Raw genomic sequence first — 14,653 nt, 5'->3', positions numbered from 1 at the left:
TGCGGGCCTGTTTAAGCGCGGATCAGCCCGCGCGACAAGTGATGCCGGAGCCAGCCATGACCAAAGCCTCTGCCCCCCTGACCGCGCCCAAGGTCGTGACCGTGACCGCCTGGAAAGTGGCCTGCGACGGCGCCGGGCCGGGCCTTGGGCATCCGCGCGTCTGGCTGGCGATCCCCCATGACAGCGGCGCGGTGGAATGCGGCTATTGCGGCACGACCTATCAGATCGACCGCGCCCACGCCCACGACGATCACTGACATCAAGGCGGGGCAGGGGGCGCTGCCCCCTCTGGGCCTGCGGCCCATTCACCCCCGGCGTATTTTGGCAAGAAAGAACGGCTGTCGGCTGAGCAGCAGCGGCGCCTGTCCGCAGGGCAGGTTCGGGCGGCCCTGCGGGTCGGTGCGCTTCAGCAGGTCAGGGATGTTGTTGCCCGACCAGGTTTTGATGGCCTGGCCGGTGTCTGTCTGGCCATGGCCGAGCGCGGTGCCGGTATAGCTGTCCTGATACAGGAACATGACCGTCATCCGGGTGCCGTCGGCGCAATCGGCCTCGGCCGTGCCATAAAGCCCGGTCTGTTGGTCGAAGCTGCCGGTGCAGGTGATGCCGTCGCTGGTGGTGGCCGTCAGCGTGCCATGGCCGCGCCCGATGGCGGTGCCGTCGAACCAGCGGCCCTGATCGCCGATGCAGCCCAGAAAGCGCACGCAATTGTCCGCGCCATCGGTTGTGGCGCAGCCGCCAGCCATCGCGGCGCTTGCGAAGGTCAGGGCAAAGGCTGGAAGCAGCGCGCGGAACATGGCATCACCTGTGGCAGGATGACGAAAGGATGCCAAGCATGACCGCCCCTGACCAGCCCGTGTTCGACCGTGGCACGCATCTGCATCTGATCGACGGATCGGCCTATATCTTTCGCGCCTATCACGCGCTGCCGCCGTTGACGCGGGCCTCGGACGGGCTGCCGGTGGGGGCGGTGTCGGGCTTTTGCAACATGATCGCGCGCTATGTCGAAGGGGCCAGCGGGGCAGACGTGCCGACCCATGCGGCGGTGATCTTTGACCATTCCAGCCACACGTTCCGCAACGATCTTTACACCAGTTACAAGGCCAACCGCCCCGAGCCTCCCGAGGATCTGCGCCCGCAATTCCCGCTGGTGCGCGAGGCGACGCGGGCCTTTAACCTGGCCTGTCTTGAGCAGGAGGGGGTCGAGGCCGATGACATCATCGCCACCCTGGCGCGGCAGGTGCGCGAAGCGGGCGGGCGGGTGACGATCATCAGTTCCGACAAGGATCTGATGCAGCTTGTCGGCGGCGGGGTCGAGATGCTGGACCCGATGAAGGCCAAGCGCATCGGCGTCGAGGAGGTCGAGGAAAAGTTCGGCGTCGGTCCCGACCGGGTGGTCGATGTGCAGGCCCTTGCCGGGGATTCGGTCGACAACGTGCCCGGCGCGCCCGGCATCGGGATCAAGACCGCCGCGCTGCTGATCCAGGAGTTCGGTGATCTGGACAGCCTGCTGGCACGCGCAAGCGAGATCAGCCAGCCCAAGCGCCGCCAGACTCTGATCGATCATGCCGACCAGATCCGGCTGTCGCGCGATCTGGTGCGGCTGAAGGATGACGTCGCCATGGAGGTGACCCCGGCCGAGCTGGAGGTGCGCGCCCCCGATCCCGACACCGTGCTGGACTTTCTGGCGCGGATGGAGTTTCGCACCCTGACCAACCGGCTGGCCGCGCGGCTGGGAACCGCCGCGCCGCCCGTGTCCGAGGCCGCGCCCGCTGCCGAAGCTGCGCGCCCGGCGCTGCCCGCCATCGATACATCCGCCTATCGCGCGATCCGTGACGGCGATGATCTGCGCGACTGGCTGGCGGTTGCGGTTCAGCGCGGCGTGCTGGCGGTCGATACCGAGACCACAAGCCTGGATGAGATGCGCGCCGATCTGGTCGGCATCAGCCTGTGCCGCGCACCCGGCGAGGCGGTCTATATCCCCTTGGGCCACCGCGAGGGCGGGGGCGATCTGTTCTCATCCGACACGCTGGCCGATGGGCAGATGCCGATGGATCAGGCGCTGGCGATCCTGCGCCCGGTGCTTGAGGACGCGGCGATCCTGAAGATCGGCCAGAACATGAAATACGACATGAAGATCCTGGCCCGCCACGGGATCCGCCTTGCCCCGATCGATGACACGATGCTGATGTCCTACGCGCTGAACGCGGGGCGGCATGGGCATGGGATGGACCAGTTGGCGGAAAGCTATCTGGATCACAAATGCATTCCGATTAAGGACTTGCTGGGGTCCGGCAAGGCGCAGATCACGTTCGACCGGGTGCCTGTCGACCGCGCCGTGCCCTATGCCGCCGAGGATGCCGATGTGACCTTCCGGCTGTGGCTGGCCTTCCGCGACGAGCTGTCCCGCGCCGGTGTTGCCACTGTCTATCAGACGCTGGAACGCCCGCTGGTGCCGGTTCTGGCCGATATGGAGATGACCGGCATCCGCCTGGACCCCGCGCATCTGTCGCGCATGTCGGGCGTGTTCGCGCAGCAGATGGCCGGGCTTGAGGCCGAGATCGAGGGCCTGGCCGGCCAGCCCTTCAACGTCGCCAGCCCCAAGCAACTGGGCGAGATCCTGTTTGACAAGATGGGCCTGCCCGGCGGCGAAAAGGGCAAGACCGGGGCGTATTCGACCAGTGCCGATGTGCTGGAGGATCTGGCCGCCGAGGGCCACGACCTGCCCGCCCGCGTGCTGGACTGGCGCCAGATCGCCAAGCTGAAATCGACCTATACCGATGCGCTGCAAACCCATGTGAACCCTGATACGGGCCGCGTCCATACCAGCTATTCCATCGCCGGTGCGCAGACCGGGCGGCTGGCCTCGACCGATCCGAACCTGCAAAACATCCCTGTGCGCAGCGAGGAAGGCCGCCGCATCCGCGAGGCCTTCATCGCCGGTCCGGGGCGGCGCATCGTCAGTCTGGATTACAGCCAGATCGAATTGCGCATCCTGGCCCATGTCGCCGACATCCCGGCGCTGAAACAGGCCTTCCGCGACGGCATCGACATTCACGCGATGACCGCCAGCCAGATGTTCGGCGTCCCGGTTGAGGGGATGCCCGCCGTCATCCGCCGCCGCGCCAAGGCGATCAACTTTGGAGTCATCTACGGCATTTCGGGCTTTGGCCTGGCGCGCAACCTGCGCATCCCGCGCGCCGAGGCGCAGGCCTTCATCGACACCTATTTCGAGCGTTTCCCCGAAATCCGCCGCTATATGGACGACACCGTGGCCTTTGCGCGCGAACATGGCTTTGTGCAGACGATCTTCGGGCGACGCATCCACACGCCCGGCATCCGCGACAAGGGGCCGGGTGCGGGCAATGCCCGGCGCGCCGCGATCAACGCCCCGATCCAGGGCGCGGCAGCCGACATCATCCGTCGCGCGATGATCCGCATTCCGGCCGCGATTGCCGACCTGCCCGCGCAGATGCTGCTGCAAGTCCATGACGAACTGGTGTTCGAGGTCGATGAAGGCGCGGTCGATGCCCTGATCGCCGCCGCCGGCCGCGTGATGGAGGGTGCCGCCGCGCCCGCCGTGCATCTGTCGGTTCCGCTGGAGGTGGAGGCCGGATCGGGCGCCAACTGGGCCGAGGCACATTGACGCGCTTCCCCGGCCTGCCGCGCTAGTTTAGGCTGGGCTGAAATTGGCGGGCATGGCCCGATGGAGTAGCGGACATGTCGCAGCATCAACATCAGGATCATGACCACGGCGCGCATGACCATGGCGCGCATGGCCACAGCCATGCCGGCCACAGTCATGCGGTGCCCGACAGCGACCGGCTGATCCTGCTGGCGGTCGTCATCAACCTTGCGCTGACCGTGGCGCAGGTGCTGGGCGGCTGGATCGCCGATTCCATGGCGCTGATCGCCGATGGCGTCCACAACCTGTCCGACGCGATGGCGCTGGTGCTGGCCTTCGGAGCCCGCCGCCTGTCGCGCCGCGCGGCGAGTGCCGCGATGAGCTTTGGCTGGCGCCGGGCCGAGACCCTGGCCGCGCTGGTCAACTATCTGACGCTGATTGGCATTTCTGTCTGGCTGATCATCGAGGCCGCCGGGCGCCTGACCGCGCCCCCCGAAGTCGCGGGCGGCATGGTGATGGCGCTGGCGGGCCTCGCGCTGGTGATCGACATCGCCACCGCCGCGCTGATCTTCGGCCAGGCGCGCGACAGCCAGAACATCCGCGCGGCGTTTCTGCACAATCTGGCGGATGCCGGGGCCTCGGTCGCCGTGCTGATCGGCGGCGCGGTGATCTGGGCCTGGGGCTGGCATCTGGCGGATCCGCTGCTGACGATGCTGATCTCGGTCGTCATTCTGGCCCATGTCGCGGGTGATCTGCCGGGCGTCTGGCGCATCCTGATGCTGGCCGCGCCGCCGGGCCTTGACGCCGCCCGCGTCAGCGCCGCCATCGCCGCCGTGCCGGGCGTGATCGGCAGCCACCACCTGCATCTGTGGATGATCGACGAAAAGACCGCCGCCGTGCAGGCTCATGTCGTGATCGCCCCCGGCACCGACCCCGCGCCCATCCTGCGCCAGATCAAGACCCGCCTGGCCCAGGATTTCGCCCTGCACCACGCCACGCTTGAGGTCGAGACCGAGGCGGGCGGCTGCGCCGATCCGCAAGGCGGGTGTGTCAGCGCCTGACCGGGGTGCGGGGGCAGCCCGCGCCGGGTCAGCCTGCAAGGACGGCTTGGCCCACCGGGGTTTGGATCGCCGCAAGGCGGCTGATCTCGGTAGCTGAAGCAAGCTCAGCCGCTCGCCTGAGGCGCGCCGCCCTGCAAGGTGGCGCCAGATCGCCCCCTTGCGGAACTGGTGGGGCATGTGCCTGTCCAGGCGGCGCGGTCTGGGGCCGATCCGCACGGCCAGGGTTTCGGCGGTCCGGCGTAAGCACTGGCTCAGCGCGTCAGGCGGCGCAGATACCATGTGGTTATCGTGCGCGCCGGCGGCCTCGGCCAAGCCCGACCCCAAGCGCCAGCCGACAGGCCGACGGGCCGCGACTGCATCCCGGACCGGACAAGGGCAGGCTGCAACCGGCTTTGCATGGGCCTTGCCTTGTGCCCCGCCGCCCGCGCGTGACGATGGGCGCGACGGTCGGGGGCAGTCCGACGCCCGTGAACATCGCCGCCCTCGCGCCGCTTGCGCCGCCGCCCATGTGCGTGACGGTGGGGGGCCGTCCGATGCCCCTGAACGTCGCCGCCGTGGCGCCACCGTCGCGCCGCCTGCGCTGCCGTCGCGCGCCCATGGGCGTGGCGAACGGGGGAAGTCCGACGATCCTGAAAGTCGCCGCCCTCGCGCCGTCTGCGCCGCGACCACTCGCCTGCCGCCAGGCCGTGTAACGTCAGACTGACCGAGGATGGCGCATCACGCCCCGCGTTGGCAAGGCGGCGCCGGACGTGACGTCGCCTGCGCCGACCTGACGCACCCTTGGCCAGCGTAGCCCCGGGCAAGGCGCGTCATGCAGCGCCGGGGCGGGTTCCAGCCGCGGCGCGAGCCCGGCGACACCGCCCTGGCGCGACCTGGCCGGATCGGATGCCGCGGGGCCTGGTCGGCCCTGCCCACTCTTGGGCAGAACGCTGTGCCCCAACAACGACCGTAAGCCCCGCCCGCGCCTGTCAACCCGATGGGGGCGCACGCAGCGCCCGCCTGCGGTGGCACCGGCTTCATCTGGCGCGACCTCTGCCCGATGATAACGGCCTCGGTTGCGCGGAGCGTCGGCGGCACGGTCCTTTGACCAAGATGGCCCCACCGGAGGGCCGCCACGCCGGGCGACAGTCTTCCGCCTGGAGCCTGCCAACCGCGCTGTGCTGTCGCCGGATCGGCTCAGGCTGACGGGGAGGGTGGGCCATTCATGCCATCCCATGCCCCTGCGTCCTGGCCGATGCCGTGCCCGCCCGCGGTGGCACCGGCTTCATCTGGCGCGACGTCTGCCTGATGATAACGGCCTCGGTTGCGCGGAGCGTCGGCGGCACGGTCCTTTGAAAAGCGGCAGCCGCCACCGGAGGGCCGCCACGCCGGGCGACACTCTTCTGCTTGGGCCTTGCCAACCGCGTTGTGCAGTCGCCGGATCGGCTCGGGCGGACGGGGAAGGTGGGCCATTGATGCCATCCCATGCGCCTGCGTCCCGGGCGGATGCCGCGCCCGCCCAAAGGCCGAGGTCTTCAACGGCCCCCGGTTCGCGGGGCCGAACGACAGGCAGGACCGCCCATGCTGCCGCCTGAGCGCCCGAGACTGCGCGGTGCTGCTGGCGCCTGCCGCGTTTTTACCCTTCGACATGCCCTCGATGGGCGGCAGCGGATGGCCGGGGTGCTTTGGCCATAGCCGTCGGATCCCATGCCCCGCAGCGGACGGCCACAGCTACCCTAGACCCCGCAGCGCCTGTTCGATCCAGCCAAGGCCGTCGCCGGTCACCGTGCGCGGGTTGTATTCGGCGGAAATCCAGCCCGCATAGCCGCTATCGCGGATGGCGCGCAGCAGGGTGGGGTAGTCGATGTCGGACGGGATCGGCTCGAACCGGCCCGGCGTTCCGGCGATCTGGATATGCACCGCGCGGTGGCCATGCGCGGCCCAGACGGCAAGCGCGTCGCCGGTCAGCATCTGCGCGTGATAGGCGTCGAATTGCAGGCCCAGATTGGGGGCGCCAACCTCATCCAGGATGGCGGCGGCCTGATCGAAATCGTTCAAGAAATAGCCCGGCATGTCATGGCCGTTCAGCGGCTCGATCGTCAGGCTGCGGCGGGGCGCGCGGGCGGCGGCCCATTGCAGATTGGCGACATAGGTGGCGCGCGCGACCGAACCCGTCGCCTTGCCCGCCATGATGTGAATGTGGCGCGCCTTCAGCACATCGGCAAAACGGCAGGCGCGGTCGAAATCGTGGCGAAACCGCGCCTCGGCCCCCGGCACGGCGGCAAAGCCACGCTCACCCCCCGTCCAGTTCGGGGGCGGGCAGTTCAGCAGCACGAACTCCAGCCCGGCCATCACCGTGGCCTTGCGCATATCCTGTGCCGAATCCTCATAGGGAAACAGCATCTCGACCCCGGTGAAACCGGCGGCTGCGGCGGCGGCAAAGCGTTCGGTGACCGGAAGTTCGGTGAACAGAAGCGACAGGTTGGCGGCAAGCTTCACGATCAGGCCCCCGGCCCGATGTCGAAATCCGCCCCGCCCGAGGTGACCCACATCCGCCCGTCGCGGGGCAGGGCGATCTCGGCCAGGCGGTAGAAGGTCTTGCGGTCGATGCGCGCCCATAGCCCGCGGCGGATGTGGATATAGGGGCGCGGCGTGCCGGTTTCGGCATCCTCATCCACGCGGATGGCGTGATCTGGCCCGGCGATCACCCGGTCGCCGACATTGGTGACAAAGGCCAGCCCGTCCCCCTCGGCCGTCATGTCGACGGCGATGAAAGGCGCATCGGCCACCCGGATGCCGACCTTCTCGACCGGCGTGACCAGATAGAACCGCCCATCCTCGACCTTCAGGATGGATGCGAACAGGCGCACCAAAGCCTCACGCCCGATGGGGGTGCCCAGATAGAACCAACTGCCATCAGCCCGGATCTCGATATCCAGATCGCCGCAGAAGGGCGGGTTCCACAGATGCACGGGCGGCGGGCCTTTCGCGCCGGCCTGCGCGGCGGCGGCGGCCAGCCCATCGGCGGAGGGCGGGGTGTCGCGGGTCACGGTCATGTGTCGAATGTCACTTTGCGATTGGTCACGGGCGGCTGATCTGTCTTTATACCTGACAGTATAACGATGAAGGAAAGGTTGTCATGACCAGCCTTGATGCAGAAAATCCCGTGCAATCGGCGGCGGCGCTGTCGGATCGGCTGACCGATGCCCGCGCCCAGATCGCGCGGCGCTTCATCGGGCAGGAACAGGTGGTCGATCAGGCGCTGGCGGCGATCCTGTCGGGGGGCCATGCGCTGCTGGTCGGGCTGCCGGGCCTGGGCAAGACCATGCTGGTCGACACCCTGGCCCGCGTCATGGGCCTCGACAGCGCGCGCATCCAGTTCACCCCTGACCTGATGCCCGCCGACATCCTGGGGTCCGAGGTGCTGGAGACCGCCGCAGACGGCGCCCGCGCCTTTCGCTTTATCCCCGGCCCGATCTTCACCCAGCTTCTGATGGCGGATGAGATCAACCGCGCCAGCCCCCGCACCCAGTCCGCCCTGCTGCAAGCCATGCAGGAGCACGAGGTGACGGTGGCCGGCACCCATCACCCGCTGGGCCGGCCGTTTCACGTTCTGGCGACCCAGAACCCGCTGGATCAAGAGGGCACCTATCCGCTGCCCGAGGCGCAGCTTGACCGGTTTCTGGTGCAGATCGACGTGGGCTATCCCGACCGCGACACCGAACGCGCGATCCTGTTGGCCACGACCGGTGTGGCGCAGGATCAGCCGGTGGCAGTGTTCGACGGGCCGGGCCTGATCGCGGCGCAGGCTTTCGTGCGGCAGATGCCGGTCGGCGATCAGGTGCTGGGCGCGATCCTTGATCTGGTGCGGGCGGCGCGTCCGGGGCAGGCGGCGGCGCCCGACTGGCTGGCCGAGGCGCTCGCCTGGGGGCCGGGGCCGCGCGCCGCGCAGGCGCTGATGCTGACGGTGCGGGCGCGGGCCTTGCTGACCGGGCGGCTGGCGCCCGATCTGGGCGATGTCGCGGCGCTGGCCCCGGCGGTGCTGCGGCACCGGATGGCTTTGTCCTTTGCCGCGCGGGCGCGCGGGCAGGATCTGGACGGCATCATCGCGCGGCTGATGGCTGACCATCAGCTTGCCGCTGCATGACCACCTCTGCCGCCGATCTGCGCCGCGGGGCCGAGGCCGCCGCCGCTGGCCTGCCCGCGTTGGTGATGGCCGCGCGGCATCTGGCGGCCAGCGTTGCGCCCGGCCTGCATGGCCGCCGCCGCGCCGGTGCGGGCGAGGATTTCTGGCAATATCGCCCCGCCCAGCCCGGTGACAGCGCGCGCCAGATCGACTGGCGGCGCAGCGCGCGGGGCGATACCGCCTTCGTCCGCGACCGCGAGGCGCAGGCGGCGCAGACGCTGGCGATCTGGGTCGACCCGGCGGCGCGGATGGATTTCACCGCGGCGCCCGGACGCCCCACCAAGGCCGATCGCGCGCGCCTGCTGGCGCTGGCCGCCGCCGCGCTGGCGCTGCGCGGGGGGGAACGGGTGGCGCTGGCCGATCCCGGTGCGCGGGCCGGGCAGGGGCTGGCGCAACTGACGCCGCTGGCCGCCGGGTTGATCGACGTGCAGGCGGCCGCCCCGGCGCTGCCCACGCGCGGGCGCGCCCTGATCCTGTCGGACTTTCTGGGCGACCTCGCGCCCTTCGCCGCGATGCTGACCGATGCGGCGGATCGCGCGGTCTCGGGCGTGCTGGTGCAGGTGCTGGACCCGGCCGAGGCCAGCTTCCCCTTTGCCGGGCGCACGATCCTTCATGAGGGCGGTCTGGCCCATGACACCGCCCGCGCCGAGGGGTTGCGCGACCGCTATCTGGCGCGGCTGGCGGATCGGCGTGCCGAGCTGGCGGCGCTGGCGCAGGGCGCGGGTTGGCGGCTGGTCAGCCATGTCACCGACATGCCGCCCGCGCTGGCGCTGATGGCGCTGCATCAGGGGCTGGGGACGGCATGATGGCTTTGGGTTGGACCGCGCCCTGGCTGCTGGTCGGGCTGGCCGCGCTGCCGGTGATCTGGCTGATCCTGCGCGCCGTGCCGCCCGCGCCGGTCCGGCACCGGTTCCCGGCGGTGGCGCTGCTGATCGGCCTGGGCGATGAGGGCGTGCAGGCGGCGCGCACGCCGGTCTGGCTGCTGATGCTGCGGATCGCGGCGCTGGCGGCGCTGATCGTGGGGCTGGCCGGGCCGGTCCTGAACCCCGACACCGGCCCTGCGCGCCGCGCGCCGCTGCTGGTGGTCATCGACGGCGATTGGGCGCAGGCCGCGATCTGGGCGCGCGTCACGCAGCGGCTGGGCGATGCGTTGCGCGGCGCGGGGCGCGACGGGCGGCCGGTCGCGCTGCTGTCGCTGACCGCACCCGAGACCGCACCGGTGTTTCGCGATGCGGCCGCGCTGATGCCGGCGCTGGTGGGGCTGAAGCCGCAGCCCTGGCGGGCGCAGGCCGACCCGCTGCCCGCGCTTCCTGCGGGGGAGTTCGACACAATGTGGCTGGCCTCGGGGGTCGATTTCACGGGCCGCACGGCGCTGGCGCAGGCGCTGGCCGCGCGCGGCCGGGTCCAGCTTGACGCGCCCGCCCTGCCGCAGGCCGCGCTGTCCGATCTGCGCGTGGTCGATGGACAACTGACGCTGCGGATGCAGGCCACGGCGCCGCTGCCGCTGCGGCTTCAGGCGGTGGGGCCTGACCCGGCGGGTGTCACGCGGGTGCTGGCCGAATGGGATCAGCAGGCCGCGCCGATTGCGCGCGACGTGACGCTGGACCTGCCGATCGAGCTGCGCAACCGCGTGACCCGCGTGCAGATCGCGGGCCAGGCCAGTGCCGGGGCCGTGGTGCTGGGCGATGACCTGATCCGGCGGCGCAAGGTCGGCCTGGTCAGCACGGCCGCGACCGAGGCGCAGGCGCTGCTCTCGCCCGATCACTACCTTGAACAGGCGCTGCAACCCTCGGTCGATCTGACCCAAGGGGCGCTGCCCGATCTGATCGCCGCCGCCCCCGATGTGCTGATCCTGCCCGACATCGCCCATCCGCCGCAGGCCGAGGCGCTGGTGGACTGGGTGCGCGCGGGCGGGCTGTTGATCCGCTTTGCCGGGCCGAACCTGGCGCAGGCAGGCAGCACGGATGACCCGCTGCTGCCGGTGCGGCTGCGGCCCGGTGACCGGTCGGTTGGCGGCGCGCTGTCCTGGGGCGCGCCGCGCCGCATCGCGCCCTTTGCGGCGGATGGTCCCTTTGCCGGGCTGGTGCCGCCCGATGAAACGCTGATCCGCGCGCAGGTGATGGCCGAGCCCGGCCCCGATCTGGCGGGCGCCGTGCTGGCCAGTCTCGAGGATGCCACCCCCCTCGTCACCCGCAAGCCGCTTGGTCAGGGCCAGGTGGTGCTGTTTCACGTCACCGCCAATGCCGATTGGTCGAACCTGCCGATCTCGGGGCTGTTCGTGCAGATGATCGACCGGCTGATTGCCGGGGCGGGGACGGGCCAGGCGGTCGACCGCGCCGCCATCGCGGCAAGCGCCTGGCAGGCCGAGACCTGGCTGGACGGCTTCGGCGCGGCCAGCCCCGCACCGCCCGAGGATCCGGTGGCGGGCGCGGCGTTGGCGCGGGCCACGGTCGGCCCCGACCTGCGCCCCGGCCTTTACCGTGCGGGCGACCGTCGGGTGGCGCTGAATGCGCAGGCACCGGATGCGGATTTCGCGCCCGCTGTCGATTGGCCGGGCGGTGTCGAGCGGGTCGATCAGGCGGCGGCCCCCTCGCGGCCCCTGGGCGGCTGGCTGATCGCGGCGGCGATTGCGGCGTTGGCGCTGGATGTCCTGGCCAGCCTTGCGGTGGCGGGGCGGCTGCGGCGCGTGGCGATCGTCGGGCTGGCGGTGATGCTGGTGCTGGTGGCCCAGCCCCCCGCCGCGCATGCCGATGAGACCGATACCCCCCCGGTCAGCGACACCACCCTGGCCGCCGCCGACCGCTTCCATCTGGCGCGGATCGCCAGCGGCGATGCTGCGGTCGATGACATGGCCGAACGCGGTCTGCGCGGCCTGACCGCCGTGCTGAACGCGCGCACCACGATTGATGCGGGCGGCGTGCTGACGGTCGATCCCGACACCGACGATCTGTCGGCCCTTAGCCTGATCTATTGGCCGGTGACGGCGGGGCAGGCCGCGCCCTCGGTCGCGGGCTATGCGGCGCTGAACCGCTATCTTGCCCACGGCGGCATGATCCTGTTCGACACCCGCGATGGCGATCTGGCGGGCCTGGGCGCCGCCACCCCCGAGGCCGAGGCCCTGCGCAACCTGGCCGCGCCGCTGGACATTCCGGCGTTGGAGGTGATCCCGCCCGACCACGTTCTGACCCGCAGCTTTTATCTGCTGCGCGATCTGCCGGGCCGCCATGCGGGGGTGCCGGTCTGGGTCGCCGCGCGCGCGCCCTTGGGCGATCCAGCGCAGGCGCCGGAGCGCAATGACGGCGTGACCCCGGTCGTGATCGGCGGTGGCGACTGGGCGGCGGCCTGGGCGATTGATGACACCGGCCTGCCGCTGGCCGCAGTCGGGCAGGGCTTCGCCGGCGAGGATCAGCGCGAGATGGCCTTTCGTTTTGGCGTCAATCTGGCGATGCATGTGCTGACCGGCAATTACAAGGCCGATCAGGTCCATGCCGCCGAGATCCTGGAAAGGCTGGGGCGATGATCGGCGCGCTGCCCGCCCGGCTGGATCAGGCGCTGGCCGAAGGGTTCGGGCCGGTGGCCTTTCAGCCGCTGGTGCCGGGCTGGCTGATCGCGGCGCTGGCCGGGGCCGCGGTGGCCGCGCTGCTGCTGGCGATCTGGCGCGGCGGGCTGGCGGCGGGGCTGCGGGCGCTGGCCCTGGCCGTGGCGCTGGTGGCGCTGGCCGGGCCGGTCTGGCGGCAAGAGGACCGGCAGTCGCTGGACGATATCCTGCTGCTGATCGAGGATCAGACCGCCAGCCAGTCGCTGTCGGACCGCGCTGCGCTAAGCCGCGCCGCCGTCGACCACATCGCCGCGCAGGCTGCCGCCATGCCAGGGCTGGTTCTGCACCGCATCACCCTGGGCGACGGTGCCGATGACGGCGGCACCCGGCTGGCCCATGCCCTGTCCGAGGCCGTCGCGGCCCAGCCCGCCGCGCGGCTGGCCGGGGTGATCGCGATCAGCGACGGGCAGCTGCATGACGAAGCCGACCTGCCGGACACGCTTCCCGCGCCGCTGCACCTGCTGCTGACCGGGCGCGAGGGGGACCGCGACCGCCGACTGGTGATCGAGGCCGCCCCCGCCTATGGGCTGGTCGGGCAGACCGCGCAGATCCGCCTGCGGGTTGAGGATCAGGGCGCGTTGCCCCCCGATCCCGGGCCGGGCGGCTGGGCCGAGGTCACGCTGTCGATCGACGGCGATGCGCCCACGACGCACCGCGTGCCGGTGGGGCAGGCGCTGGACCTGCCGCTGACCCTGGATCACGCCGGGCCGAACATCGTGCAACTGGCGGTCGGCCCCCTGGACGGTGAGCTGACCGAGGTCAACAACCGCGCCGTGATCCAGGTCAACGGCCTGCGCGACCGGTTGCGGGTGCTGCTCGTCTCGGGCCAGCCCCATGCGGGCGAACGCACCTGGCGCAACCTGCTGAAGTCCGATCCCGCGGTCGATCTGGTGCATTTCACCATCCTGCGCCCGCCCGAGAAATACGACGGCGTGCCCGATGACGAACTGGCGCTGATCGCCTTTCCGGTGGATGAGCTGTTCCGCGACAAGATCGAGGATTTCGACCTGATCGTGTTTGATCGCTATGTCGAACGCGGCCTGCTGCCGGTGGATTACTTCGACAATATCGCCCGGTTCGTCGATCAGGGCGGCGCGCTGCTGGTCGCGGCCGGGCCGGAATATGCCGGGGTGGAAAGCCCCTGGCAGACCAGCCTGCGCGCGCTGTTGCCGGGCCAGCCGACCGGGCGGGTGATCGACGCCCCCTTCCGTCCGCGCCCGACCGATGCCGGTGCCCGCCATCCGGTGATCGCCGGCCTGCCGGGTCTGCCGGGCGTGACCGGCGACGCGCCGGGCGATTGGGGCCGCTGGCTGCGCCAGGTCGAGGTCACGCCGACGCGCGGCCAGGTGCTGCTGTCGGGGGCCGAGGATCGCCCGCTGCTGATGCTGGACCGGGTGGGCAAGGGGCGGGTGGCGCTGATCGCCTCGGATCAGGGCTGGCTGTGGGCGCGCGGGTTCGAAGGCGGCGGGCCGCAACTGGAATTGCTGCGCCGCATCGCCCATTGGTCGATGAAGGAACCCGAGCTTGAGGAAGAAACGCTGCGCGCCAGCGTCGAGCCGGGCAGCCGGGTCATCACCATCACCCGCGCCAGCATGGGCGATGGGGTCGGGCCGGTCACCATCACCGCGCCTGACGGCAGCACCGCCACGCTGCCCCTGGCCGCCACCCAGCCGGGCCGCTGGGCCGCGCGCTGGACCGCCCCCGCCGAGGGGCTTTACCGGCTGGCCGAGGGCGATCTGACCGCGGTCGTGGCGCTTGGCCCCGCCGCCCCGCGCGAGTTCGATGAGGTGCTGGCCAGCGATGCCGCCCTGTCGCCGCTGGTGACGACCAGCGGGGGCGGGGTGGTTCATCTGGCCGATGGCCTGCCCGACCTGCGCCGCATCACGCCGGGCCGGGTGCCGCATGGCCGCGACTGGATCGGCCTTGTCGAACGCGGTGCGGGTGCGGTGACCGGCATCCGCCAGACCGCGCTGCTGCCGCCCTGGGGCTGGCTGATGCTGGCGGCGGGGCTTGCGGTGCTGGCCTGGCTGATCGAGGGCGGGGCCATGCGGCGGCGCCACGGGTAAGGGGCGGCGTTCGGACGGGCCATTGTCTTGAAGATCGGCGACGGGTCTGTATGGATGGGCCGGACGGGGGGGGGGGGGGGGGGGGGGGGGGGGGGGGGGGGGGGGGGGGGGGGGGGGGGGGGGGGGGGGGGGGGGGGGGGG

10 protein-coding genes are annotated in these 14,653 nt (G+C 71.0%); 7 read left to right on the top strand and 3 right to left on the bottom strand.

Translation table 11 applies throughout. The features are described from left to right. Positions 1–56: 56 nt before the first annotated feature. The gene (locus ACEYYA_RS08505) at positions 57–257 is read left to right on the top strand and encodes a zinc-finger domain-containing protein (protein ID WP_374799604.1); all 201 of its coding nucleotides are present in this window, start codon (positions 57–59) and stop codon (positions 255–257) included. Between the two features lie 48 nt (positions 258–305). On the opposite strand, the gene ACEYYA_RS08500 is transcribed toward ACEYYA_RS08505, so the two are convergent. Further along, positions 306–794, bottom strand: a complete 489-nt coding sequence (locus tag ACEYYA_RS08500; RefSeq protein ID WP_374799602.1) for a hypothetical protein — start codon at positions 792–794, stop codon at positions 306–308. Between the two features lie 38 nt (positions 795–832). Here ACEYYA_RS08500 and polA point away from each other — a divergent pair, with 38 nt between their 5' ends. Next, complete coding sequence (polA, locus tag ACEYYA_RS08495) at positions 833–3,643, top strand: DNA polymerase I (protein WP_374799600.1); 2,811 nt, start codon at positions 833–835, stop codon at positions 3,641–3,643. Positions 3,644–3,717: 74 nt separating this feature from the next. Further along, positions 3,718–4,683 (top strand): cation diffusion facilitator family transporter, encoded by a 966-nt coding sequence (locus ACEYYA_RS08490; RefSeq protein WP_374799598.1) that lies wholly within the window; start codon positions 3,718–3,720, stop codon positions 4,681–4,683. A gap of 1,710 nt (positions 4,684–6,393) precedes the next feature. On the opposite strand, the gene ACEYYA_RS08485 is transcribed toward ACEYYA_RS08490, so the two are convergent. Beyond that, positions 6,394–7,164 (bottom strand): hydroxypyruvate isomerase family protein, encoded by a 771-nt coding sequence (locus ACEYYA_RS08485; protein ID WP_374800008.1) that lies wholly within the window; start codon positions 7,162–7,164, stop codon positions 6,394–6,396. Then, the gene (locus ACEYYA_RS08480) at positions 7,164–7,718 is read right to left on the bottom strand and encodes a DUF1285 domain-containing protein (RefSeq protein ID WP_374799596.1); all 555 of its coding nucleotides are present in this window, start codon (positions 7,716–7,718) and stop codon (positions 7,164–7,166) included. The genes ACEYYA_RS08485 and ACEYYA_RS08480 overlap by 1 nt, the downstream gene beginning before the upstream one ends. Positions 7,719–7,801: 83 nt before the next feature. Here ACEYYA_RS08480 and ACEYYA_RS08475 point away from each other — a divergent pair, with 83 nt between their 5' ends. The 4 genes from ACEYYA_RS08475 to ACEYYA_RS08460 are packed head-to-tail and all read left to right on the top strand — an operon-like array spanning position 7,802 to position 14,512. After that, positions 7,802–8,809, top strand: a complete 1,008-nt coding sequence (locus tag ACEYYA_RS08475) for an AAA family ATPase (RefSeq protein ID WP_374799594.1) — start codon at positions 7,802–7,804, stop codon at positions 8,807–8,809. Next, on the top strand, positions 8,806–9,654 hold the full coding sequence (locus ACEYYA_RS08470) for a DUF58 domain-containing protein (RefSeq protein ID WP_374799592.1): 849 nt from the start codon (positions 8,806–8,808) through the stop codon (positions 9,652–9,654). The genes ACEYYA_RS08475 and ACEYYA_RS08470 overlap by 4 nt, the downstream gene beginning before the upstream one ends. After that, complete coding sequence (locus ACEYYA_RS08465; RefSeq protein WP_374799590.1) at positions 9,651–12,368, top strand: DUF4159 domain-containing protein; 2,718 nt, start codon at positions 9,651–9,653, stop codon at positions 12,366–12,368. The genes ACEYYA_RS08470 and ACEYYA_RS08465 overlap by 4 nt, the downstream gene beginning before the upstream one ends. Further along, positions 12,365–14,512: a hypothetical protein gene (locus ACEYYA_RS08460; protein WP_374799588.1), complete on the top strand. Its 2,148-nt coding sequence runs from the start codon at positions 12,365–12,367 to the stop codon at positions 14,510–14,512. Before ACEYYA_RS08465 ends, ACEYYA_RS08460 begins: the two co-directional genes overlap by 4 nt. Positions 14,513–14,653: the final 141 nt, after the last annotated feature.

This window comes from Paracoccus zhouxuedongae, from assembly GCF_041927815.1.
In the GTDB taxonomy this organism is placed as follows: Bacteria; Pseudomonadota; Alphaproteobacteria; order Rhodobacterales; family Rhodobacteraceae; genus Paracoccus.
Note: the sequence above shows the minus strand (reverse complement) of the source record. Positions and strands in the feature narration are given on the sequence as shown.

Coding starts and splice junctions, on each gene's coding strand:
- ACEYYA_RS08460 (WP_374799588.1), top strand. CDS start 12,365: ATGATCGGCGCGCTGCCCGCCCGGCTGGATCAGGCGCTGGCCGAAGGG.
- ACEYYA_RS08480 (WP_374799596.1), bottom strand. CDS start 7,718: ATGACCGTGACCCGCGACACCCCGCCCTCCGCCGATGGGCTGGCCGCC.
- ACEYYA_RS08500 (WP_374799602.1), bottom strand. CDS start 794: ATGTTCCGCGCGCTGCTTCCAGCCTTTGCCCTGACCTTCGCAAGCGCC.
- polA (WP_374799600.1), top strand. CDS start 833: ATGACCGCCCCTGACCAGCCCGTGTTCGACCGTGGCACGCATCTGCAT.
- ACEYYA_RS08490 (WP_374799598.1), top strand. CDS start 3,718: ATGTCGCAGCATCAACATCAGGATCATGACCACGGCGCGCATGACCAT.
- ACEYYA_RS08465 (WP_374799590.1), top strand. CDS start 9,651: ATGATGGCTTTGGGTTGGACCGCGCCCTGGCTGCTGGTCGGGCTGGCC.
- ACEYYA_RS08475 (WP_374799594.1), top strand. CDS start 7,802: ATGACCAGCCTTGATGCAGAAAATCCCGTGCAATCGGCGGCGGCGCTG.
- ACEYYA_RS08505 (WP_374799604.1), top strand. CDS start 57: ATGACCAAAGCCTCTGCCCCCCTGACCGCGCCCAAGGTCGTGACCGTG.
- ACEYYA_RS08470 (WP_374799592.1), top strand. CDS start 8,806: ATGACCACCTCTGCCGCCGATCTGCGCCGCGGGGCCGAGGCCGCCGCC.